24 protein-coding genes are annotated in these 21,102 nt (G+C 64.3%); 8 read left to right on the top strand and 16 right to left on the bottom strand.

Going from position 1 to position 21,102, the window contains the following annotated elements:
- Nucleotides 1–16 precede the first annotated feature (16 nt).
- Together ACVJGD_RS33540 and ACVJGD_RS33535 are read left to right on the top strand one after the other, a co-directional pair.
- Nucleotides 17–2,179 carry a malate synthase G gene (locus tag ACVJGD_RS33540; protein ID WP_456638213.1) on the top strand — a complete coding sequence of 721 codons (2,163 nt, stop codon included), beginning with the start codon at nt 17–19 and terminating at the stop codon, nt 2,177–2,179.
- 107 nt (nt 2,180–2,286) lie between these two features.
- Entirely contained in the window at nt 2,287–2,487 is a 201-nt protein-coding gene (locus tag ACVJGD_RS33535; RefSeq protein ID WP_027579253.1) for a CsbD family protein, read from the top strand.
- Between the two features lie 54 nt (nt 2,488–2,541).
- Here the strand turns inward: ACVJGD_RS33535 and ACVJGD_RS33530 are convergent, their stop codons facing one another.
- Nucleotides 2,542–2,697: a Thivi_2564 family membrane protein gene (locus tag ACVJGD_RS33530; protein WP_152535447.1), complete on the bottom strand. Its 156-nt coding sequence runs from the start codon at nt 2,695–2,697 to the stop codon at nt 2,542–2,544.
- 196 nt (nt 2,698–2,893) lie between these two features.
- Here ACVJGD_RS33530 and ACVJGD_RS33525 point away from each other — a divergent pair, with 196 nt between their 5' ends.
- Complete coding sequence (locus ACVJGD_RS33525; protein WP_456638212.1) at nt 2,894–4,987, top strand: methyl-accepting chemotaxis protein; 2,094 nt, start codon at nt 2,894–2,896, stop codon at nt 4,985–4,987.
- A gap of 3 nt (nt 4,988–4,990) precedes the next feature.
- Here ACVJGD_RS33525 and ACVJGD_RS33520 read toward each other — a convergent pair whose 3' ends face one another.
- Together ACVJGD_RS33520 and ACVJGD_RS33515 are read right to left on the bottom strand one after the other, a co-directional pair.
- A complete protein-coding gene (locus ACVJGD_RS33520) occupies nt 4,991–5,632 on the bottom strand; it encodes a DUF2865 domain-containing protein (RefSeq protein ID WP_456638211.1) in 642 nt (213 codons plus the stop codon).
- A gap of 7 nt (nt 5,633–5,639) precedes the next feature.
- Nucleotides 5,640–6,428, bottom strand: a complete 789-nt coding sequence (locus ACVJGD_RS33515; RefSeq protein WP_456638210.1) for a L,D-transpeptidase — start codon at nt 6,426–6,428, stop codon at nt 5,640–5,642.
- 235 nt (nt 6,429–6,663) lie between these two features.
- Between ACVJGD_RS33515 and ACVJGD_RS33510 the strand changes: the two genes are divergently transcribed.
- The 3 genes from ACVJGD_RS33510 (at nt 6,664) to ACVJGD_RS33500 (ending at nt 8,672) form a co-directional block, all read left to right on the top strand.
- On the top strand, nt 6,664–7,776 hold the full coding sequence (locus tag ACVJGD_RS33510; RefSeq protein WP_456638209.1) for an AI-2E family transporter: 1,113 nt from the start codon (nt 6,664–6,666) through the stop codon (nt 7,774–7,776).
- A gap of 76 nt (nt 7,777–7,852) precedes the next feature.
- A complete protein-coding gene (locus ACVJGD_RS33505; protein ID WP_454621459.1) occupies nt 7,853–8,221 on the top strand; it encodes a DUF883 family protein in 369 nt (122 codons plus the stop codon).
- A 16-nt stretch (nt 8,222–8,237) separates the two neighbouring features.
- Nucleotides 8,238–8,672, top strand: coding sequence for a phage holin family protein (locus ACVJGD_RS33500; RefSeq protein WP_456638208.1), 435 nt, complete (start codon nt 8,238–8,240; stop codon nt 8,670–8,672).
- A 191-nt stretch (nt 8,673–8,863) separates the two neighbouring features.
- Here the strand turns inward: ACVJGD_RS33500 and ACVJGD_RS33495 are convergent, their stop codons facing one another.
- The 3 genes from ACVJGD_RS33495 to ACVJGD_RS33485 all read right to left on the bottom strand — a co-directional run bounded on the left by ACVJGD_RS33495 (nt 8,864) and on the right by ACVJGD_RS33485 (nt 11,312).
- Nucleotides 8,864–9,259 carry a hypothetical protein gene (locus ACVJGD_RS33495; RefSeq protein ID WP_456638207.1) on the bottom strand — a complete coding sequence of 132 codons (396 nt, stop codon included), beginning with the start codon at nt 9,257–9,259 and terminating at the stop codon, nt 8,864–8,866.
- Nucleotides 9,260–9,488: 229 nt separating this feature from the next.
- On the bottom strand, nt 9,489–10,370 hold the full coding sequence (locus ACVJGD_RS33490) for a DMT family transporter (protein ID WP_456638206.1): 882 nt from the start codon (nt 10,368–10,370) through the stop codon (nt 9,489–9,491).
- A 135-nt stretch (nt 10,371–10,505) separates the two neighbouring features.
- Complete coding sequence (locus ACVJGD_RS33485) at nt 10,506–11,312, bottom strand: response regulator (protein WP_454621463.1); 807 nt, start codon at nt 11,310–11,312, stop codon at nt 10,506–10,508.
- A 270-nt stretch (nt 11,313–11,582) separates the two neighbouring features.
- Between ACVJGD_RS33485 and ACVJGD_RS33480 the strand changes: the two genes are divergently transcribed.
- Nucleotides 11,583–11,795, top strand: a complete 213-nt coding sequence (locus ACVJGD_RS33480) for a NepR family anti-sigma factor (RefSeq protein WP_456638205.1) — start codon at nt 11,583–11,585, stop codon at nt 11,793–11,795.
- Nucleotides 11,795–12,343 carry a sigma-70 family RNA polymerase sigma factor gene (locus ACVJGD_RS33475; protein WP_027579243.1) on the top strand — a complete coding sequence of 183 codons (549 nt, stop codon included), beginning with the start codon at nt 11,795–11,797 and terminating at the stop codon, nt 12,341–12,343. The genes ACVJGD_RS33480 and ACVJGD_RS33475 overlap by 1 nt, the downstream gene beginning before the upstream one ends.
- Before the next feature lie 333 nt (nt 12,344–12,676).
- Here ACVJGD_RS33475 and ACVJGD_RS33470 read toward each other — a convergent pair whose 3' ends face one another.
- From ACVJGD_RS33470 to ACVJGD_RS33425, 10 genes are all read right to left on the bottom strand, one after another.
- Nucleotides 12,677–14,335 (bottom strand): CHASE domain-containing protein, encoded by a 1,659-nt coding sequence (locus tag ACVJGD_RS33470; RefSeq protein WP_456638204.1) that lies wholly within the window; start codon nt 14,333–14,335, stop codon nt 12,677–12,679.
- Between the two features lie 363 nt (nt 14,336–14,698).
- Nucleotides 14,699–15,361, bottom strand: a complete 663-nt coding sequence (gene ureG / locus ACVJGD_RS33465) for an urease accessory protein UreG (protein WP_456638203.1) — start codon at nt 15,359–15,361, stop codon at nt 14,699–14,701.
- A gap of 159 nt (nt 15,362–15,520) precedes the next feature.
- The gene (locus ACVJGD_RS33460) at nt 15,521–16,252 is read right to left on the bottom strand and encodes an urease accessory protein UreF (RefSeq protein WP_456640454.1); all 732 of its coding nucleotides are present in this window, start codon (nt 16,250–16,252) and stop codon (nt 15,521–15,523) included.
- Nucleotides 16,239–16,862: an urease accessory protein UreE gene (locus ACVJGD_RS33455; RefSeq protein ID WP_456638202.1), complete on the bottom strand. Its 624-nt coding sequence runs from the start codon at nt 16,860–16,862 to the stop codon at nt 16,239–16,241. The genes ACVJGD_RS33460 and ACVJGD_RS33455 overlap by 14 nt, the downstream gene beginning before the upstream one ends.
- A gap of 20 nt (nt 16,863–16,882) precedes the next feature.
- Nucleotides 16,883–17,182: a putative quinol monooxygenase gene (locus ACVJGD_RS33450; RefSeq protein ID WP_456638201.1), complete on the bottom strand. Its 300-nt coding sequence runs from the start codon at nt 17,180–17,182 to the stop codon at nt 16,883–16,885.
- Nucleotides 17,183–17,230: 48 nt separating this feature from the next.
- Nucleotides 17,231–18,946, bottom strand: a complete 1,716-nt coding sequence (gene ureC, locus ACVJGD_RS33445) for an urease subunit alpha (RefSeq protein WP_456638200.1) — start codon at nt 18,944–18,946, stop codon at nt 17,231–17,233.
- A gap of 15 nt (nt 18,947–18,961) precedes the next feature.
- Nucleotides 18,962–19,510, bottom strand: a complete 549-nt coding sequence (locus ACVJGD_RS33440) for an HD domain-containing protein (protein ID WP_456638199.1) — start codon at nt 19,508–19,510, stop codon at nt 18,962–18,964.
- Nucleotides 19,511–19,610: 100 nt separating this feature from the next.
- Nucleotides 19,611–19,916, bottom strand: a complete 306-nt coding sequence (locus ACVJGD_RS33435) for an urease subunit beta (RefSeq protein ID WP_028165119.1) — start codon at nt 19,914–19,916, stop codon at nt 19,611–19,613.
- Nucleotides 19,917–19,926: 10 nt separating this feature from the next.
- Complete coding sequence (locus ACVJGD_RS33430; protein ID WP_028165118.1) at nt 19,927–20,229, bottom strand: urease subunit gamma; 303 nt, start codon at nt 20,227–20,229, stop codon at nt 19,927–19,929.
- Nucleotides 20,230–20,257: 28 nt separating this feature from the next.
- Nucleotides 20,258–21,094: an urease accessory protein UreD gene (locus ACVJGD_RS33425; RefSeq protein WP_456638198.1), complete on the bottom strand. Its 837-nt coding sequence runs from the start codon at nt 21,092–21,094 to the stop codon at nt 20,258–20,260.
- Nucleotides 21,095–21,102 lie beyond the last annotated feature (8 nt).

Raw genomic sequence — 21,102 nt, 5'->3', positions numbered from 1 at the left:
TCTTGGAAAGCCCAGCATGACGCGTGTCGAAGCCCACGGATTGAAGATCGCCCCTGTCCTGTTCGATTTCATCGCCAAGGAGGCGACCCCCAACACCGGGATCGCACCCGATGCCTTCTGGGCGGGGCTCGCCGCCATCATCGCCAAGCTGGGGCCGAAGAACCGCGAACTGCTCGCCTTCCGCGACACGCTGCAGGCCAAGATCGACGATTGGCACCGTGCCCACAAGGGCAAGAAGTTCGACCTCAACGCCTATACCGCCTTCCTGAAGGAAATCGGCTATCTGCTCCCGGAGCCGCCGACCAGGCAGGTCGAGACCGCCAATGTCGACGAAGAGATCGGCAAGATCTGCGGTCCGCAACTCGTGGTGCCCCTGACCAATGCGCGCTACGCGCTGAATGCGGCGAATGCGCGCTGGGGCAGTCTCTATGACGCCTTCTACGGCACCGACGCGATTCCGCATGACCCGAGCGAGAGTGGCAAGGGCTACAACAAGGCGCGCGGCGACAAGGTGATCGCGAAAGCCAAGGCATTCCTGGATTCCGCCGCACCGCTTGCAACTGGAAGCCACGCCGACGCGAGCTCCTACAGCGTCAGCGGTGGGCAGCTCGCGGTGAAACTGAAGAACGGCAACACCACCGCGCTGAAATCAGCCGCACAATTCGCGGGCTATCAGGGCGATCCGGCAGCGCCGAGCTCGGTGCTGCTCGTCAACAATGGCCTGCATGTCGATATCACGATCGACCGCAATCATCCGATCGGCAAGGACGATCCGCCTGGGGTCGCCGACATGATCCTCGAAGCGGCGGTCTCCACCATCCTCGACATGGAGGACAGCGTCGCCGCTGTCGATGCCGAGGACAAGGTGCTGGTCTATCGCAACACGCTTGGTCTCATGACCGGCACGCTGTCGGCCGATTTCGAGAAGGGCGGCAAGACGATGACGCGCTCGCTCAATGCCGACCGCGTCTACAAGACGCCCGATGGCAAGGATCTGACGCTGCACGGCCGCAGCCTGCTCCTGATGCGCAATGTCGGCCATCACATGTTCACCGACGCCGTGCTCGATGCGAAGGGCGAGGAAATCCCGGAAGGCATCCTGGACGCCGCGGTGTCAGGCCTGCTCGCGATCCATGATCTCAAGGGCAAGTCGAAGGTGAAGAACAGCCGCACCGGCTCGGCCTACATTGTCAAGCCAAAGATGCATGGTCCCGACGAAGTCGCGCTGACCTGTGAACTGTTCGGCGAGGTCGAGAAATTGCTCGCGCTGCCGGAGAACACGCTCAAGGTCGGCATCATGGACGAGGAGCGCCGCACCACGGTCAACCTCAAGGCCTGCATCCAGAATGCGGGCAAGCGCGTCATGTTCATCAATACCGGCTTCCTCGACCGCACCGGCGACGAGATCCACACCTCGATCGAAGCGGGTCCGATGATCCGCAAGAACGACATGAAGGCGCAGCCCTGGATCAAGGCCTATGAGGACTGGAATGTCGACATCGGCCTGATCGACGGCCTGCCCGGCCATGCGCAGATCGGCAAGGGCATGTGGGCGGCGCCCGACAAGATGGCCGACATGCTGGCGCAGAAGATCGGCCATCCGCAGGCCGGCGCCACCACCGCCTGGGTGCCGTCGCCAACCGCCGCGACGCTGCACGCGCTGCACTATCACCAGGTCAACGTGATCGCGCGGCAGCAGGAGCTGGCCAAGGGCGGGCCGCGCGCAAAACTCTCCGACATTCTCACCATTCCGGTGTCGCAGTCGAACTGGGCGCCGGATGACGTGAAGCAGGAGATCGACAACAACTGCCAGGGCATCCTGGGCTATGTCGTGCGCTGGATCGATCAGGGCGTCGGCTGCTCCAAGGTGCCTGACATTCACGACGTCGGCCTGATGGAAGACCGCGCCACGCTGCGCATTTCGAGCCAACATCTCGCGAACTGGCTGCACCAGGGCGTCATCACCAGGGATCAGGTGATGGAGTCGCTGAAGCGCATGGCTGTGGTCGTGGACGGCCAGAACAAGGGCGATCCGCTCTACAAGCCGATGGCACCCTCGTTCGACGGCGTCGCCTTCAAGGCGGCCTGCGACCTGATCTTCAAGGGCCGCGATCAGCCGAACGGCTACACCGAATTCATCCTCACCGCGCGCCGCCGCGAAGCAAAGGCCGCCGGCTGAACTGACATCCTTGGGCTCTCCGTCACGATGCCGCACGATTTCCAGGGAACCCGTGCGGCATCAATCCGTTTGAAGGCCATCTCAACTGAAGCATCGGAGAGATGGCAATGGATTGGAACCGGATCGAGGGCAACTGGAAGCAGTTCAAGGGCGCGGCCAAGGAGAAATGGGGCAAGCTCACCGATGACGATCTCAACGTGATCGAAGGCCGCCGCGAGCAGCTCGAAGGCAAGCTGCAGCAGCGCTACGGCTTCGCCAAGGACCAGATCCACAAGGATGTGGACGACTGGTTCCGAAGCTTGCGATAGGCACTCATCCAAAAACGCCCCGGCCAACGCCGGGGCTTTTTGTTCTGTGCGCTCTCAGAACACCGCGATGTATTTCAACAGCGAGATCACGCCGAGGATGATCACGACGACACGTGCGATCTGCTTGGCGCGGCCGTCGAGCGGCAGCAGGTTGATCAGGTAAAGGACGAGGATAACGACAAGAAACGTGATGAGTATGCTGACGAGCATGCGGCCCCCAGGGACGTCGTGAATGGCGTGTTAGCCTTTTCTTAACGACTGGAAGGCCGCGTGGTTCCTGACAGGGAACCCAGCGGCGCCTGCGAAAGCTCAGTTATTTCAACGTGCCCCGTAAATATACGGCAGCAGCATTTCCGGAAGTTTTTACCCTTATTGTTCCAAATGGCGACAGCTTTGGGGGAGCCACATGCTGAATCGTCTTTCCGTATCCGCATTACTGAAGATTGTTATTCTATCCACTGCCTTTTGCATCGTTGTCGGTTTCTCGCTGAATGCGTGGGATAGCTGGGGCCGGCTGCAGGTGGCGAGCCGGATTTCGACGATTGCCGATGTCTCGGCCAACCTTTTCAAGGCGATGCACAGTCTGCGGACCGATCGCGCCTCCACCAATCGCCTGCTGACCGGCGCGGCTCCCATGGACGCCGAGATCGAAAAATACCTGCGCGATCTTCGCGATACCGAAATGCCGGCGATGGCAAACGGCCTCGCCCAGCTCAAGACCATGGACTTGACCCAGCAGAAGACCCTGGTGGCGGAATTCGAGCGGCTGTTCGCGTTGCTGACAGCCGAGCAGAAGGAATTCTGGCAGGAGATGGCCAAGCCGAAAGAGGCGCGCCGCGCCGAACTGCCGAAGGAGTATCTGGCAACGACACAGGCGCTGCTCGACGTGCTCGACAAATTGTCGGCAACGCTTGCCGCCGATGTCAATCATCAGGACGCCGTAATCGACCAATTGCTCAGCATCAAGCAGACCGCCTGGCTGCTGCGCAACACCGCCGGCGAAGCCTCGGTGCTGGTGTCGAATGCGCTGGCCGCCGGCCGCGTCACGCCGGAAGCCCGCCACAGCTACACCAAATTCGTCGGCGGCATCGATGCCGCCTGGAAGGCGCTCGAGGTGGCAACCTCAGGCATGCAATTGCCGGCGAAGCTCGCGGCCGCGATCCCCGCCTCCAAGACCGCCTATTTCGATCCGGAATATCAAAGCCTGCGCGACCGGCTGATGACGACGCTGGCCAATGGCGAGAAGCCCGAGATGACCGCGAACCAGTGGAGCCCGGTCACCGTGGGCCGGATGGGAACGGCGGTGGCGGTCGCGGAAGCAGCGCTCGATGCCGCAAAGGATCACGCCACGGCCCAGCATGGGCTGGCGCAGCGTTCGTTGATCATACAGCTAACGCTGCTCGCCGGCGCGATCGCGCTGACCGTCGGCGCCATGATCGCGATCGGCCGCCGCGTCATCACGCCGCTGCACAACATCCGCGATGCCATGCTGAAGGTTGCCTCCGGCGACCTCGATGTCGATAGCGGCTGTGCCGGGCGCAGGGACGAAATCGGCGCGCTTGCCGGTGCCCTCGAAACCTTCAAGCAACAGGCCAAGGACAAGCTTCGCATCGAAGCGCAGGAGCGCGAGCGCAATGCCGGCGCGGTCGCCCGCCAGCAGGCGATCGAAAACCATGTCGGCGAGTTCGAGCATCTGGTGCGCCAGACGCTCGAACAGCTCGGCGATGCCTCGGGCAAGATGCGGGCGACGTCCGCCAATCTTTCCGCCGTGTCGCGCCAGACCAATGAGCGGGTCGAGGTCGCCGAGAAGGCCTCCGGCGAGGCGTCGATGAGCGTGGAGACGGTCGCCGCGGCTTCCGAAGAACTCAGCGCTTCGATCAACGACATCAGCCAGCAGGCGGCGCATGCGGCCGGCATTGCCAGCCGTGCCGTCAACGAGGCCCGCAACACCGATGGCACCGTGCAGGGACTTGCAAAATCCGCCGGCCGCATCGGCGAGGTGATCGGCCTGATCAACACCATCGCGGCGCAGACCAACCTGCTCGCGCTGAATGCCACCATCGAGGCCGCCCGCGCCGGCGAGGCCGGACGCGGCTTCGCCGTGGTCGCCTCCGAGGTCAAGTCGCTGGCGAGCCAGACCGCGAAGGCGACAGAGGAGATTTCCGAGCAGATCGCCGACATCCAGAAAGTCGCGGGCGAGGCCATCGACGCCATCAAGGGCATCGGCAGCATTATCGGCGAGGTCAACGAAGTCGCGACCGCGATTGCCGCCGCCGTCCAGGAGCAGGGCGCCGCGACCCAGGAGATCACGCGCAGCACGCAGTTTGCCGCGCAGGGCACCAAAAACGTGTCCGAGAACATCACCGGCGTGAAGGCCGATGCCGATACCGCGGCGGTCGCCGCCGATGACGTTCGCCTCGCCTCGGAGACGCTGGAGACGCAGAGCCGCGAGCTCGGCGACCAGGTCACCGACTTCCTCGGCAAGATCCGCGCCGCCTGACCTTCACTCCCGCGCCATCACCGGCACGCGCTCATACTTGGCACGGATGCGGTCTGGCGCGGGCGAGAACTGCAGCGACGCGCCGCGTTTGTCGGGGCGGCCCGCGACCATCAGGCCATTGTCGCTGGCGACGATGTCACCCTTGCGTAAGGTAGGATCGTCCTCGATCTTGACCTGCGCCAGTCCGCCGGGATCCTTGCCGTTGCAGGTGCAGCCCGCCACGAGCTCGTTGCGGAAGCGGAACGCGTTCGGCAGCTCCGAATACGCCTTTCCGTCCTCCGTCTCGGCGCTGTCGATGCTGCTGCCATAGACCAGCTTGGTCGCGCTCGCCGGGCAGAAACTGTTGCAGCTCTGCGCGCGACTGGCATTGTCGGAGCCCGGGAGCGGGAAGTAGCGCCCGTCGCAGGTACGCACGCAAAACGCCTGACCGTCGCCACTGTAAGCGCGGTCATAGGCGCGCGGCCGCTCAACCCGTTGCCGCACGACAGGCGGGCCGTCATCGAACGGCGGGCGGATCATCGGGGGCCGGCCGAAGCCGCCGAACAGAAGCGAGAAGAAATCCTGGGCCTGCGCCGCCGGCGCGGCGACGGCGAAGAAGAGCGCCGTCGCACCGAACACCCATCGCCTGTGCGGGATCAGGGCCATCTTCGCCTCAATTCACCGACGACACGTTCAGTCGCATCGCGTGCTGGCCGGACGGCAGCGTGGTCGCCGCCGGCTGCGGGCGCGGCGGCGCCGGGCGCACGCTGATCGTGGTCCTGGTATCCGAACCGCGGGCGAGCACCGGCGCACTCTTGGGCAGCACCACGACCTTGGTGCCGACATTGACGCGGCCAAACAGATCGGTGACGTCCTCATTGGTCATCCGGATGCAGCCGGAAGACACGAACTTGCCGATGGTCGAGGGGTCGTTGGTGCCGTGGATGCGATATTGGCTCGAGCCGAGATACATCGCACGCGCGCCGAGCGGATTGCCCGGACCGCCGGCAATGAAGCGCGGCAGATAGGGCTGGCGCCTGATCATCTCGGCCGGCGGATACCAGTCCGGCCATTCCGCCTTGCGGCTGATGGTCTCCACGCCCGACCAGGTGAAACCCTGGCGGCCAACGCCGACGCCGTAGCGGATCGCGCGGCCCTGCCCGAGCACGTAATAGAGCGCGGTGTTGCCGGTATCGATGATGATCGTGCCCGGGGCCTCGCTGCTCGCAAACGGCACCACGGCGCGGCGCAGACGCTCCGGCAGCACGCCGGCTTCCGCGTCCCTTGCCTCCGGCGTCAACGCCTCATCGGACGGAAAGGCGTTCTGCTGGGTGGAGGCATAGCCCAGCGACTGGGCACTTGCCGAGTTCGAGAGGATGATTGGCGCCACGAGCAGGCTGGCGAAGACAAGCGCGTTCGCCGCGCGCGACGATCGGCGGGATAAGGCGGATGACGGTGTCATGTGCTGCCCCATTGGATACGCATCACGCTGATGCTGTGCCCGAACAAACGCGCGCCGACGCGTCGCGGTTCCGCCCCCGCCGTGACCGAGTCGCATCAGTCAAGAACACAAGCGCTCACGATCACGCGATGGAACCCACAGGCTGACCGGGAGTTGGGCCATACAATTTGCGGTCGTGGGACGCGCCCACCGTTGTGCGTCACCTTGATGAGCGCCCGTGCGGGAGAGAACCAGCGTGCGTGTCCTTCCCAGTGAGCGTCTCCTCGCCAATGGCGCCGCAAGCACGCCCGCACCCAATGGCCACGCCGAGCTGCCGCCGATCATCCGCCGCACCGAACTCGTCGCCTTGTCGCTGGTCGGGCTCCTGGTCATCGCCGTCGTCGCGGTGCTCTATCTGGCCAAGGCGTTCTTCCTGCCGATCACGATGGCCTTCATCGTCGGCACCATGCTGTCGCCGGCGGCAAGCTTCCTGGAGCGCTACCGCGTTCCGCGACCGGTCGGTGCGGTGCTGATCGTGGCCGCCGTCAGCGCTGCCGCTACTTTCGTCATCGGGCTTATCTCCGCCCCGGCGCTCGAATGGAGCGCGCGGCTGCCGGAGCTCGCAGCGGCGCTGAAGGAGAAGATGCACATCTTCGACCGGCCGCTCGCGCTGTGGCAGGAATTGCAGGGCATGCTCGGCGGCTCCGAGACGCTTACTCCGTTGCAATTGCCGAAAATCGAATGGGTGCAGCCGACGGTGGAATTCCTGTCGCCGACCTTTGCCGAATTCCTGCTGTTCATCGCAACCCTGATCCTGTTCATCGCAAGCTGGAAGGATCTGCGGCGGGCGCTCGTCATGGCCTTCGGCGATCGCGATTGGCGGCTCCGCACCTTGCGGATCCTCAACGAGATCGAGGAGCATCTCGGCAACTACCTGCTGATGGTGACCATGATCAATATCGGCGTCGGGATCGCGACCGGGCTCATCTGTGCCGTCACCGGCATGCCCAGCCCGGCCGGCCTCGGCGCGCTCGCCGCCACACTGAACTTCATCCCGATCATCGGGCCGGTTGCGATGTTCGTGGTGCTGGTGCTGGTCGGTCTCGTCAGCTTTTCAACGATCAGCGCCGGGTTGATCGCGCCGGCCTGCTTCACGGTGCTGACCTTCCTCGAGGGGCATTTCATCACCCCGACCATCGTCGGCCGAAGGCTTGCCCTGAATGCGCTCGCCATTTTCATCGCGCTGGCGTTCTGGACCTGGCTGTGGGGCCCGATGGGCGCCTTCCTGGCCTCGCCGCTCTTGATCGTCGCGCTGATCCTCAAGGAGCATCTGATGCCTGTCAATTCGCCGCATCTGCCGGAGGAGTGAACCAGATCTCGCCTCGGGAACTTCGCTCCCGACGCGGCGTTTTGCCAATTAGCAACATTGGTTCGGGAGCTCTTCGATGTCGGCGACCAGCGATTTCGGATTGAAGAACATGACAGACAAAGCAACCTATGAACGCTTGCAGAAGGACGTCGCCGCCGTGAAGAACGACATCGCGGCGCTGACAGACCAGATCACCGAGGCGCTCAACTCGTTCGCCGGCAGCGCCCGAAAGCAGGCGCGCCGCGGATATGACCAGGCGCGCGACCGCGCCGAATCCACGGTCGACGATATGTCCGAGCGCGGCAGCGCGATGATGGACGCCGCGCAGGACGCGTACTCCTCGGTCGAGGAGACGCTGGAGGACGTCATCACCCAGCGCCCGCTGGCAACCGTCGGGCTGGCGCTCGGCCTCGGCTTCCTGATCGGCATGGCCTGGCGGAGGTAGCGGCGGACGCGTCCCCATGCTGCAGCGACTGGTCAGTGACGTCAAGGAGCAGGCCGGCAATGCCGTGCGGCTGACGTCGCTTGCGGTCGTGATCGGCGCAACCGCGCTGATCGCGCTCGCCTTTCTGTGCGCGGCATTCTTTGTCTGGGTGCAGCAGACCTATGGGCCGATATGGGCATGCCTTGCCTGCGCCGCGCTCTTCGTGGTGGTCGCGCTGATCGCCGCCGCCTTCTATGTCACGCGCAAGCGGCAGATGCGGCTGCGCGCCGAGGAGATGGCCCGCGCCGCGCGCCAATCCATCCTCACCAACCCGGCCGTGATCGCAACCGGCCTGCAGCTTGTACGCGCCATCGGCGTGAAACGGCTGGTCCCGATTTTGGCGATCGGCGGGCTGGCGCTGGGGCTGATGGCCAGCCGAAGCGCGGCGAGCGAGACGGCACGAGACGAGTGACCGCAGCAGTCGCGGGACAGAGAAAACCGCGTTGGAATCGCTTGCGAATTTTTCTCCGTCATTCCGGGGCGTCCGAAGGACGAGCCCGGAATCCATTTCTCCCCGCGCGTGCATGTGGCCCGATGGGTTCCGGGCTCGCGCCAAGAGGCGCGCCCCGGAATGACGAGTGGAGAAGAGAGAGAGCGATCAGCTCAGGTGACGCAGCGGCCGGGCTGCAGGCGCTTTGCCACTTCGGTCAGCACGCTCACCACGGGCTCGCAGGCGACCGTCATCCTGCGCTCGCCGGATTTGATCAGTTCGGGCGGTTTCGGGCGGCTGCGCGCTTCTTCCCTGACGACGGGCACGCGGATCACGACCGAGGTCTCGGCCAGGCTGTCCAGCTTCAGCGAAATGGTTTCGGTCTTGCCGGTGGCTGCCGGAACTGTTGCCCGGTCGGCCTTCGCGGTACGGTTGACGTCATGTTCCGCCTTGGTGGGGGTGGTCAGGCTCTGGCCCCCGATGAGATCATGCCCGGAGGCAAACTGCACGGCGCCGAAGGTCAAAGAGACCGCGAGCGTACCTAAAATTCCCTTCAATATCTGTGACATGGCGATTCATCCCTCGCCCCATGGCGATCACGAACACAACTCGAACGAAACGCCCCCAGTTCGTATGTCTTCGGATCACTTAACCGTGTTCAAAATTATTTTCGAAATCTCGGAACGTTTCTTCGCGCGCCGCGTCGTTGTGGCAGCCGGTTATTCCCCCTGCCCCATTGACCGGCGACGTAGGGCGCGATCGTGGTGATGCCGGTCGCGCTCTACTTTTTTGTGCCGGTCACGCTTTCTGCAACGCGAGCGTGACACCGCCGAGCGTCAGCGCCATTGCGACGACTTCCCTAAGACCCAGCGGCTCGCCGAGGATCGCGGCCGCCGCGATCACGGCAAGCACGGGGACGAGCAGCATGCCGGTCGAAGCCGACACCGGCGGCAGGCGGCGCAGGGTCTCGAACCAGGTGAGATAGCAGATCCCCATCGGCACCAGCGTCATGTAGACGAAGGAGGCAATTCCGCCCGGCGATATTGCCGCATAGTTCGGGCGCTCGAACAGGATGCCGAGGATCAGCATCGCCAGGCAGCCGAGGCCGACCTGCCAGGCAACGAGCGCGAGCGGAGGCATCGGCAGCGGTTTGCGGTTGAGGACGTTGCCGAGCGCGAACAGGATCGCGCACGACAGCGACAGGGCGATCCCGATCAGCTTGCCCAGATCGAAGGCATAACCATTGCCGCCGAGAAGCAGGGCAACGCCAGCCACGCCCAGTACCAGTGCGGCGACATCCCGGAGGGTCGGGCGCTGATGCAGGAAAGGCCAGGCGAACAGCATCGCCCAGATCGGCATCGTGTAGATGATCAGCGCACCCTCGCCGACGGTCACGAATTTCATGGCGATGGTGCCAAAGCCCATCCAGGCGAACACATTGGTGAAGGATGCGAACAACAGCCGCGGGACGGCTTCGCGCGGCACCTTGAGCGATTGGCGGCTTCCAACGGCGATGAGACCAAGGATGAGCGAGGCGCAGACGCCGGCAAGACCCCGGGCGAACAGCGGCGGCCATTGCTGCAGCAAGAGCTTGATGAGCGGCCAGTTGAGCGCCCATCCGGCCGCCGTTACGCCGAGGCAGAGAAAACCGAGTTGTCTGTCGCGCCGCGCAGCATTCATGCTTTCGCTTAACAGCTACGCAACGGCGGCTCCACCTCATCCGGAGCAAGGCTCACATGAAAGGAGGATGTCTCGGTGAAAAAACCGGCGCGCCGTGCGGCACGCCGGATCAGTCGACCTAACCAGAGAGCCAGTTCACGCCGAGGCGGCGCGTGGCGCACGGTTGCGCGAATTGCGCTGGAAGAACAGGGCCTGGCTCGCAACGGCCGAGACCATTGCCGGCTGGAATGGTTTTGAGATCAGGAACGCCGGCTCCGGACGCTCGCCGGTCAGGAAGCGTTCGGGATAGGCGGTGATGAACACCACCGGCACCTCGAACACGCGCAGCAACTCGTTCACCGCGTCCAGGCCCGACGAGCCGTCGGCGAGTTGGATGTCGGCGAGGATCAGGCCGGGCTTCTTGTTCTTGGCCAGCGCCACCGCATCCGAGTGGGTGCGGGCGACGCCGATCACGTTGTGGCCGAGATTTCGCACAAGGCTTTCCAGATCCATCGCGATGAAGGTCTCGTCCTCGATGATCAGGACATCGGTCGCGATCTCGGCGGCCATCTCGCGGCCGGCGACATCCGTGAGCTTCCGCGTCTCAGCGATATCGGTGTTGAGGATGTAGGCCACCTCCTCTTCCGAGAAGCCCTCCAGCGACAGCAGGAGGAAGGCCTGCCGCGGCAGCGGCGTGATGTTGGAAAGCCGGCGCTCCGGCGGCAGCGCCAACGTCGCAACGTCGGCATTGTCGTTGATGGAGACCGAATTCCAGATTTGGGTGAACAGCCGGAACATGCCGGCGCGCGGCCCATGCGCTTCGTCCAGAAGCGAGGGGTCCTGAAGCAGGGCCTCCAGCATGGCCGCGACATAGGCGTCGCCCGACGCCTGGTTTCCGGTCAGTGCGCGGGCGTAGCGCCGCAACAATGGCAAGTGTTCAGCAACGAGCTGCGATCGGGACATTCCCACTCCATCCTTGTGTTTGAGGCAACTGCCTGAAACGCCTTCATCTCTCGGGTCGGGACATTCGTCCGTGGGGCGACCCGCCTTCCCTGCTATGCCGGACTACGCCCGAGCGTGGATAAAGTTCCATAAAAAGTTCCGGACATTCGGAACTTTCGGTCGAACTTCGCATTAGCGTACGACCGACAGCAAACGCGGCCAAGACCGAAATTTCGAGGAAACTGCTTGAAACACAGGGACTTAACCTCTCGGGGAAACGTGGATCAGATCATGAAGGAAACCAAGAAGCAGGGCGGTCTCAACGCTGAGATCCAATCGAGAATCGGCCACCAGCTTCGCGCCATGTACGATGACGTGGTGCGACAGGGGGTGCCGGACCGCTTTGCGGAGCTTATCCGCAAGCTCGATGATCCCGCGGAGGCCGCCAAGCATTTGGCAGAAACTGACGACCAGCAAGCAGCAAAAAATGACGGGAGGGACTAATGCCTCTCACCGACCAACTTCGCGACGATATTTTGGCGTCGGTGCCAAGCCTACGCGCGTTCGCGATTTCGCTCTCCGGCAATGGTGACCGCGCCGACGATCTGGTGCAGGAGACCTTGTTGCGCGCAATCGCCAACATCGACTCGTTCCAGCCCGGCTCGAACCTGCCGGCATGGTTGTTCACCATCCTGCGCAACCTGTTTCGCTCCGACTATCGCAAGCGGCGGCGCGAGGTGGAGGACGCGGAGGGCAACTATGCCAAGACGCTGAAGACGCAGCCGGCGCAGAACGCGCATCTGGAGTTCGAGGAGTTTCGCGCAGCACTCGACAAGCTGCCGCAAGACCAGCGTGAAGCCCTGATCCTGGTCGGCGCTTCCGGCTTCTCGTACGAGGATGCGGCTGCGATCTGCGGCTGTGCGGTCGGCACCATCAAGAGCCGCGTCAACCGCGCGCGATCGAAATTGAGCGCATTGCTCTATGTCGAAGGCGCGGAAGATTTCGGCCCCGATGATACCGTGCGCGCCGTGATCGGCGGCAATGGCGGCTGATGCTGCAGCGTCGTTGTAAGGTGGGCAAAGGCGCGCCAGCGCCGTGCCCACCTTCAGCGTTCTGCTCGTGATGATGGGCACGCTTCCGTCGTGACGTGTGGCTGGAGCACGGCAGGTGAGCAGCTTTGCCCAGCCTACCGATCTATTCCTGCCGCGCGCTCCAACTTATCCCCTCACCCTCTGAGGAGGTCGCCCAGCGACCGTCTCGAAGGGCGAGGCCACCGGCGGGGGCCTCATGGTTCTCCGAGCGATGCGCAGCATCGTCTCGAGACGCGCTGCGCGCTCCTCACCATGAGGGGAAACAGCGCGGCGCCGTAGGCCATGTGCCTGCAATCACCGCGCTGGCCTGACCGGCGCCGAGAATTTCTCGGTGCGGTCGCGCTCGTTCATGTCGACGACGGTTTCCATCGGCGCGGTCAATTCGTAGACGTAGCTGATGTCGGTGAAGTAGCGCTTGGCGGTGCCGCCGAGCGCCTCGGGGGCGACGCGGTCGAGCAGGATCAGGCCGAAGTCGGAATCGGGACGGCGGGTGGCTTCGCTGGTGTTGAACTCCTCCCAGCGGAAATGAAAGATCGCTTCCGGATCCTTGCCGTTGACTTCCCAGTTCGCGACGATGTGCGGATGCTTGCCGACCAGGGACAGGCCCTCGTCGGAATGCGAGGCGAGTTCGAAGAACAACAGCGACAGCGACTGCGCGGCGCGCGCTGAGACCGCGATGTCGGGGCCGGAGATCGCGATGCGCTCGGCATGCGGGATCGCGCGGGCCTCGAACAATCCCTTCAGCTTCACGCCCTGCCACTGGCTCTCGCTGAGCAGCGTGACCACGTTCGACATCGCGTGGATGCGGCCGATCAAGAGATCGCGCGCGGCATCGATATCCGAGCCATGGCGCAGTGTGCGGGTGACGATCGACTGGATCACGGCCAGGATGTTCTTGACGCGGTGGTTGAGCTCGTCGATCACCGCCGTCAGCCGCCGCTCGAAGCCGATCCGCACCTCGATCTCGCGGCTGAGCCGAAGGTTGTTGTAGGCGACATAGCCGAACAGGCCGCAGACGATGCCGGTCAGCGCCAGGCCGATCGCCGCCACGATCGCGGCGGTCTGGTTCGCCCGGGCGGCGGCGGAGGTCTTGGCGTAATAGGCGAGCGACCAGTCGCGGCCGCCGAACGTCACCGTCCGGACCATCGAGGGCGCCGGTCCATCCGGCCGCACCGCGCGCGAGGTGATGACGCCCTGGTCGTTGGCGACCAGCTCGTCGTTGGAATCGCGCGGGTCCTTCAGCACCACCGAGAACAGCGACAGATCGTCATTCGTCAACATCAACGGCCCGAGCTCGTACGAAAATGTGACGAATCCCGCGGGCTCGGAGGTGCCCTGCTGAAACACCGGCGCGGCGAGCGCGACCCCGATCGGCCCGTTCTGGCGCAACAGCGGAATCGGATCCGAGGCCACCGGCTTGCCATCCGCCATCGCCCGCGCCAGCATCGGCCCGATCACGGAATGGTGGTCGAAGCTGCGGCCCGGCAGGATGATGGTCTCCGGCGTCCGCGGCTCGAGATCCATCATCACGTTGATGGGCTTGTCGATCGCCTTGAGGTCGAGCGGCTGATCGTCGAAATCCCGGATCGTCGGGTTGGGGAAGCCTGCCTTCTTCAGCTCCTGCTGTGCCGCATTGAGCTCGTCGGGCCTGAGCCGCGCGATCCAGGCGGCAATCACGAAATCGGTCTTGAAGGCATAGATCGAGGAGCGCAGCGGCTGCAGCATGTCGGCCTTCACCACCGACGGCGCGCGAAACAGGCCCGAGGAGACGCGGGCGAGCAGTTCGCGCTCGGTCAGGCGGTCCTGCACCAGGCTGGCGTGGACATCGATCGCCCGCGCCAGCGCGATGCCGTCGAGCGTCAGCTCCTGCTCGTGCACGCGATAGGCCGCGAGACCGGAGAGCAGCACCCCGATCAGCGCGATGAAGGCGATAATAAAACCCAGCCGGACCACGCTGTTACTCTGAGACGGCGGGTTGGCGAAGATGAGCGGACATCTGACGTCTGCGTGACCGGCAACGATTGGATACGAGGTGAACGCCAACCGCGGCGAAATATGGAGTGGAGATCATCGGTACGCAACGGAAGGCGGCAATTAACGTGAACGACGGCTGGCGCCGACAGCCGTCAGGCGAAAGCAGCGTCAGAGTTGGCTAATGGGAGTGGCTGGATTTTGTTCCCATTGCGGCATGGAATATTTCGTCGCACCCCGCCATTTGCCTTGCCTCTCCCGCGTGACGGGACATCAAGCCTTGGACAGAGCGGGTCTCGCCGCCGTTAAAATATTAACGAACGGGATATCATATTAACAAATCGTTCAGTCCGCTTTCGCCTTGTCCTCCGCCCTGTTCTTGGCAGAGGCGTTCGGGCGGAGGCCGCCCTTGGCCTCGATGAAGGCGATGATGCGCTCCAGCCCGTCGCTCGTCTTCAGGTTGGTCATGACGAAGGGACGCTCACCGCGCATCCGTTTCGCATCGGTCTCCATCTTCTCCAGCGACGCGCCGACATAGGGCGCGAGGTCGATCTTGTTGATCACGAGCAGGTCGGAACGGGTGATGCCGGGGCCGCCCTTGGACGGGATCTTGTCGCCGGCGGCGACGTCGATGACATAGATCGTGAGGTCGGCGAGCTCAGGCGAAAAAGTTGCGGCCAGGTTGTCACCGCCGGACTCGATCAGCACCAGATCGAGACCGGGGAATTTCGCGCGCATGTCGGCGACAGCAGCCAGATTCATCGAGGCGTCCTCGCGGATCGCGGTGTGCGGACAGCCGCCGGTCTCGACGCCGGCGATGCGGTCCGGCGTCAGTGAGCCCGAGCGCACCAGGAACTCGGCATCCCATTTGGTGTAGATGTCGTTGGTGATCGCCGCGATGTCATAACGCTCGCGCATCGACTTGCAGAGCAGGTCCATCAGCGCGGTCTTGCCGGATCCGACCGGACCACCGACGCCGACGCGAAGCGGGCCGTGAGAAGATGCCATATCAATGCCCTCGTCGTCCCTGCGAACGCAGGGACCCATAACCACCGGAGTTGATTGTTGCGACGCGCCGTGGCCCAAGCCCAGCATAACCACGAACGCCTGTGGTTATGGGTCCCTGCTTTCGCAGGGACGACGGGGAGAGCTGAGACGACAAAGACATCATGACCGGAACAGCCTCGTATATTGCGTCTCGTGGCGCAGGCTTGCGAGATCGGCGCGGAAGGTGGCGCTGCCGAGATCATCGAGCGAAGCGGCGCCCGCACGCGTTGCGGTCGCACTGACCACCGGTTCGAGAGCGGCGAGCACGCGCTGGCTGTCGGTCTGGCCGAGCGGGATCAGGCGGGCGCCGGCGGAGATCCAGTTCGAGACCACCGCATGGAAGAACGCGTGCAGCACTGGCGCAAGCGGAATGTTGTGCGCGGCGCTCACCAGGCCGACCGCGACGGGATAGACGATGGCGCCGTCGCAGGCCGCGATGATTTCGTCGAGGCCGGGTGAAGACCAAGCCGCGCGTGCGGTATCGACGAAGGCGCGGCCCTGCGTCGTGGTTTCAAGCTGACGCTCGCGCGAGGGCACGAAGGCCGCGGCGAGCTCGGCGATCTCGCGCAGCCGTGCAAGGTCGCGCGCCGTTGTCGCCTGATGCGTGTGCGCGAGGAACACGCCGTCGCAGAAGCCAGAGCCCTCGCTGAGGACAGCGGCGAGCCAGTCGCGCAGCGAGGCGGCATCCCTGATGTCGCCGGCCTCCACCGCCCATTCGATGCCGCTGGAATAGGAGAACGCGCCGACCGGGAACGACGGCGACAGCCATGTCATCAAGCGGTAGAGCGAGGCGGCCTCGCTCTCCGTCATCCCGCCCCACGCCTCGCTTCGCGGCGGCTCATTTGTGGTCATGAGCATGGGAATGGTCGTGATGGTGGTGATGATCGTGGTCGCAATGCTCGTCATGGTGATGGTGATCACTATCGTGATCGTGATCACCGTGATGGTGGTGATCGTGATGGTCGTGGCCGTGCGCGTGCGCATGGTCATGGCCGGTGTGGTGATGCGCAGCCGCCTCGCCTTCATGCGCATGGCCGGCATAGGCGCCGCCTTCGGGATCGAACGGCGCCTCGATCTCGATCACGCGCGCACCAAGCCCCTTCACCATCGCCTCGATGACGTGGTCGCGGCGGATGCGCAGCCCCTTCTTCATGATCTGCGTCGGCAGATGGCGGTTGCCGAGATGCCAGGCGACGCGGATCAGATGGTGCGGGTCGGCGCCCCGGATCTCGAGAAGCGGCTCGGGCGCGGCGACCACCTCGACCAGCCGGCCGTCCTCCAGCACCAGCGCGTCGCCGCCGCGCAGGGCGATCGCGTTCTCGAGATCGAGCAGGAATTCCAATCCGCGCGTGCCCGTCATCGCCATCCGCCGGCGGTGGCGGTCGTCGAAGTCGAGCACGACGGTATCGGCCGGCTGCTCGTTCCAGCGATGCTGCGGCTTGACGGACGTCGCGCGGATCATGCGAGTCTACCTTCCTTCGGTCAGCGGACTTCAACCTTTTCCGGCGTGATCACCTCGATCTTCGGCGGGGCCGAGAAGCACTTCACCGCGACGCGGCCGAAGGCCTTCATGTGATCGGCGGTGCGATGCGGCACCAGCGCCTCGGCATTCTCCCACTGCTCGACGAACACCATCCTGGTCGGATCGGTGACGCTCTCATGGAGATCATAGGCGATATTGCCGGGCTCCTTCCGCGTCTCCTTGATGCAGGCGGTGGCGGCCGCAATGAATTCGGCGCGCGTTTCAGGTTTCACGGTCAGCGTAGCAACGACGTAAATCACGGAATTTCCTCCCGGCTTTGGTTCTGGGCGTATTTGCCGGGAGAGGTTTTAGAACATGAAATAGCGCTGCGCCAGCGGCAGCACCTCGGCCGGCGCGCAGGTCAGGAGTTCGCCGTCGGCGCGCACCTCATAGGTTTCGGGGTCAACCTCGATCTTGGGCGTCGCGTCATTGTGGATCATGCTCTTCTTGGAGATCTTGCCGCGGGTGTTCTGGACTGCATAGAGCTTCTTGGTGATCCCGAGCTTGCGCGCCAGCCCGCCGGCCACCGCCGCCTTGGACGTGAAGACCATCGAGGACGCGGTGAGCGATTTTCCGTACGCCGCAAACATCGGCTGATAGTGCACCGGCTGCGGGGTCGGGATCGAGGCGTTGGGATCGCCCATCGGGGCGGCCACGATCGAGCCGCCCTTGATGATCAGGTCCGGTTTGGCGCCGAAGAAGGCCGGCGACCACAGCACGAGGTCGGCGAGCTTGCCCTTCTCCACCGAGCCGATCAGCTTCGAGACGCCATGCGCGATCGCGGGGTTGATGGTGTATTTGGCGATGTAGCGCTTGACGCGGAAATTGTCGTTATCCTTCCCCTTGTCCTGCGGCAGCGATCCGCGCTGCTTCTTCATCTTGTCCGCGGTCTGCCAGGTGCGGATGATGACTTCGCCGAGCCGGCCCATGGCCTGGGAATCCGAGGACATCATCGAGAGCGCGCCGAGATCGTGCAGGATATCTTCCGCCGCGATCGTCTCCTTGCGGATGCGGCTTTCGGCGAACGCGAGATCCTCGGCGATCGAGGGATCGAGGTGGTGGCACACCATCAGCATGTCCAGATGCTCGTCGATCGTGTTGCGCGTGAAGGGGCGCGTCGGATTGGTCGAGGACGGCAGCACGTTCTTCAAGCCGGCGATCTTGATGATGTCAGGCGCATGCCCGCCGCCGGCGCCCTCGGTGTGGAAGGCGTGGATGGTGCGGCCCTTGAACGCCTTCACGGTGTCCTCGACGAAGCCGGATTCGTTCAGCGTGTCGGTGTGGATCATCACCTGGATGTCGTGATCGTCGGCGACCGAAAGACAGTTGTCGATCGCCGCCGGCGTCGTGCCCCAATCCTCATGCAGCTTCAGCGCACAGGCGCCGGCCTTGATCATCTCGACCAGCGCGGCGGGACGCGAGGCGTTGCCCTTGCCGGAAATGCCGAGATTGACCGGGAACGCGTCGAACGACTGGATCATCCGGCCCATGTGCCACGGCCCCGGCGTGCAGGTGGTAGCATACGTGCCGTGCGAAGGGCCGGTGCCGCCGCCCAGCATCGAGGTGACGCCGGACATCAGCGCGTGCTCGATCTGCTGCGGGCAGATGAAATGGATGTGGCTGTCGAATCCGCCTGCGGTGAGGATCTTGCCCTCGCCCGCGATCACGTCGGTGCCGGGGCCGATGATGATGTCCACATTGGGCTGGATGTCGGGATTGCCGGCCTTGCCGATCGCGGAGATCATGCCCTCCTTGATCGCGACGTCGGCTTTCACGATACCCCAATGGTCGACGATCAGCGCGTTGGTGATGACGGTATCTGCCGCCCCTTGCGCGTTGGTGACTTGGGATTGCCCCATGCCGTCGCGGATCACTTTGCCGCCACCGAACTTCACCTCCTCGCCATAGGTGGTGAAATCCTTCTCCACCTCGATGATGAGATCGGTGTCGGCGAGCCGCACACGATCGCCGGTGGTGGGCCCGAACATGTCGGCATAGACGGAACGTTTGATTGTCACGGACACCGCAGGCCCCCCATTTCACTTGCCTCCAAAGACGCTTTTCGCGGCTTTGACGGCTTCATCGAATTTTGCATCGAGCGTCGGGTTGACGCCCCGACATCCAGCGACAACTTTTTCGGCCCATATGACGTAGGCGGCGAGATCCTCGCGTTCGTCTTCGCTCAGGTTCGACCCGATACGGGCGCGGGTGTTGCTGATCTTGTCGGCGATCTTGATCATCCTGGCGCCGGGCGATTTGTGCGGGGCGTCCTCGATCTGCTTTTGCCAGCGCTGTGGCTTGGGAAGCGACATGTCGTCGGTCACCTCGACCACGAGCGCGGCGACGCGCTCGCCGAATTTCTGCGCCAGCTCCTCGCGCGTGGTGTCGGTGTCCTCGACGATGTCATGCAGCCAACCGGCCGCCACGAGCTCGGCGTCGGCGTCATCGGTCGCTGTTGCGAGCAGGTTTGCGACCTCGGCGAGGTGGTTGATGTAGGGCTCATCGCCACGGCCCTTGCGCGCCATGCCGTTGTGGCGGCGGGCGGCGAGTTCGGCGGCTTCGGAGATGAGGCGGATCGGCTGCAGCATGGCAGAAAACTCCCTTTCGCCTCAACCGCGCTGCCGCGCGCTCCGTTCCTGTCCCGCGAAAGAGACGATGGCCGGGCGAGCGCGATCGTGGCACCAAGGATCACAGCTTGCCCTTCACCTCGCCGCGGAAGCCGTGGATGACACGTTTTCCTGCGAGGGCGACGAGCTGAACGTCGCGGGTCTGGCCCGGTTCGAAGCGGACCGCGGTGCCGGCGGCGATGTCGAGGCGCATGCCGCGGGCTTTCTTGCGGTCGAATTTGAGCGCCGGGTTGGTCTCGAAGAAATGGTAATGCGAGCCGACCTGGATCGGGCGGTCGCCGGTGTTGGCGACCGTGAGCGTCACGGTCTTGCGGCCGGCATTGAGCTCGATCTCGCCGTCCTGAATGAAGAGTTCGCCGGGGATCATGTTGCGCTCCTTACCGGATCGGCTCGTGCACGGTGACGAGTTTGGTCCCGTCCGGAAACGTCGCCTCCACCTGGATATCGTGGATCATCTCGGCAATCCCCTCCATCACCTGCGCCCGGGTCAGGACCTGGGCGCCGGCCTGCATCAGGTCGGCAACGGTGCGGCCATCGCGCGCTCCCTCGACGATGAAGTCGGTGATGAGGGCGATGGCCTCGGGATGGTTCAGCTTGACGCCGCGCTCGAGCCGGCGGCGCGCCACCATGGCGGCCATCGAGACCAGGAGCTTGTCCTTTTCGCGGGGAGACAAATTCATGCGAGCACTCTGATGGTTCTAAAGGATTCTAGTTGAGCCACAGCCTCGGCAGCGGGACGGCGGAGGCGCGGCCGAGCACCGTCATCATGTCGGCGCGCAGCCTCATCGCATCTTGGGCACAGAAGCGCGCCATTGCAAACCCATTCCAGCAGGAGATGCCGACTTCGCCGCCGAAGGAGTCGTGCGCCTCGCGTATCCGCTCCACAAGGGCGTCATCGCCGGGCACGATCAGCGCGGTGCCGATAGCGACGCCGCCATTGGCGACCGCAGGCTGGGCGAGCTTCTCGCCGATATTGCCGTCGAGCCGGATGGTCTCGGCAAACACCAATCTGCCGGCGCGGCGCATCCGCCAGCGGTCGACGAATTCGCCATGGCGCATGGTCTCGCCCATAGCCGAGCGACCGAACACCACGATCTCACACAGCAGCAGCGAAGCGCTCTCCGCCAGATCGATGTCGATCCGCCGCGAAATCCGGGCACGGTCGAACAGGATGGTCTCCTGCGGCAGCCAGGACAGATGCGAGCCGGCTTCGGCCTTCAACGCGATGTTGAGCTGGGCGGCGGGGCCGGCCGCGCGATAGACTTTCTCCGCGGCCGCTGTCGTCAGCGTCAGCCGCGCACCCTCTCGGGCCGCGATATCGATGTCAAAACGGTCGCCGCCGGCCACACCACCGGCGGTATTGACGAACACGGCCGAAAGCCCCTCGCCCTCCGGCGAAGGGAAACGCACGCGCAGCGAGCCGGATTCGTGCAAGTCACCGCGGCGCGTGACGCCGTCCTGCATATGCACGCCGAACCTCACCGCGCCACGGGCACGGTTGGCCGCAAAGGTCGCTGCATCAGCGCGTGCAATCTCGGTGCGCATCCGTCCCC

This window comes from Bradyrhizobium sp. USDA 10063, assembly GCF_054063735.1.
The sequence above is the reverse complement of the archived record's forward strand: the minus strand, read 5'-3'. Positions and strand labels throughout refer to the sequence as shown.

What these genes read in the sequence shown, in the direction of transcription:
- ACVJGD_RS33455 (WP_456638202.1), bottom strand. Translation starts at nt 16,862, where the DNA reads ATGATCCGCGCGACGTCCGTCAAGCCGCAGCATCGCTGGAACGAGCAG.
- ACVJGD_RS33530 (WP_152535447.1), bottom strand. Translation starts at nt 2,697, where the DNA reads ATGCTCGTCAGCATACTCATCACGTTTCTTGTCGTTATCCTCGTCCTT.
- ACVJGD_RS33495 (WP_456638207.1), bottom strand. Translation starts at nt 9,259, where the DNA reads ATGTCACAGATATTGAAGGGAATTTTAGGTACGCTCGCGGTCTCTTTG.
- ureG (WP_456638203.1), bottom strand. Translation starts at nt 15,361, where the DNA reads ATGGCATCTTCTCACGGCCCGCTTCGCGTCGGCGTCGGTGGTCCGGTC.
- ACVJGD_RS33475 (WP_027579243.1), top strand. Translation starts at nt 11,795, where the DNA reads ATGCCTCTCACCGACCAACTTCGCGACGATATTTTGGCGTCGGTGCCA.
- ACVJGD_RS33485 (WP_454621463.1), bottom strand. Translation starts at nt 11,312, where the DNA reads ATGTCCCGATCGCAGCTCGTTGCTGAACACTTGCCATTGTTGCGGCGC.
- ACVJGD_RS33505 (WP_454621459.1), top strand. Translation starts at nt 7,853, where the DNA reads ATGTCGGCGACCAGCGATTTCGGATTGAAGAACATGACAGACAAAGCA.
- ACVJGD_RS33460 (WP_456640454.1), bottom strand. Translation starts at nt 16,252, where the DNA reads ATGACCACAAATGAGCCGCCGCGAAGCGAGGCGTGGGGCGGGATGACG.
- ACVJGD_RS33500 (WP_456638208.1), top strand. Translation starts at nt 8,238, where the DNA reads ATGCTGCAGCGACTGGTCAGTGACGTCAAGGAGCAGGCCGGCAATGCC.
- ACVJGD_RS33440 (WP_456638199.1), bottom strand. Translation starts at nt 19,510, where the DNA reads ATGCTGCAGCCGATCCGCCTCATCTCCGAAGCCGCCGAACTCGCCGCC.
- ACVJGD_RS33425 (WP_456638198.1), bottom strand. Translation starts at nt 21,094, where the DNA reads ATGCGCACCGAGATTGCACGCGCTGATGCAGCGACCTTTGCGGCCAAC.
- ACVJGD_RS33540 (WP_456638213.1), top strand. Translation starts at nt 17, where the DNA reads ATGACGCGTGTCGAAGCCCACGGATTGAAGATCGCCCCTGTCCTGTTC.
- ACVJGD_RS33515 (WP_456638210.1), bottom strand. Translation starts at nt 6,428, where the DNA reads ATGACACCGTCATCCGCCTTATCCCGCCGATCGTCGCGCGCGGCGAAC.
- ACVJGD_RS33430 (WP_028165118.1), bottom strand. Translation starts at nt 20,229, where the DNA reads ATGAATTTGTCTCCCCGCGAAAAGGACAAGCTCCTGGTCTCGATGGCC.
- ACVJGD_RS33480 (WP_456638205.1), top strand. Translation starts at nt 11,583, where the DNA reads ATGAAGGAAACCAAGAAGCAGGGCGGTCTCAACGCTGAGATCCAATCG.
- ACVJGD_RS33535 (WP_027579253.1), top strand. Translation starts at nt 2,287, where the DNA reads ATGGATTGGAACCGGATCGAGGGCAACTGGAAGCAGTTCAAGGGCGCG.
- ACVJGD_RS33525 (WP_456638212.1), top strand. Translation starts at nt 2,894, where the DNA reads ATGCTGAATCGTCTTTCCGTATCCGCATTACTGAAGATTGTTATTCTA.
- ACVJGD_RS33435 (WP_028165119.1), bottom strand. Translation starts at nt 19,916, where the DNA reads ATGATCCCCGGCGAACTCTTCATTCAGGACGGCGAGATCGAGCTCAAT.
- ACVJGD_RS33520 (WP_456638211.1), bottom strand. Translation starts at nt 5,632, where the DNA reads ATGGCCCTGATCCCGCACAGGCGATGGGTGTTCGGTGCGACGGCGCTC.
- ACVJGD_RS33490 (WP_456638206.1), bottom strand. Translation starts at nt 10,370, where the DNA reads ATGAATGCTGCGCGGCGCGACAGACAACTCGGTTTTCTCTGCCTCGGC.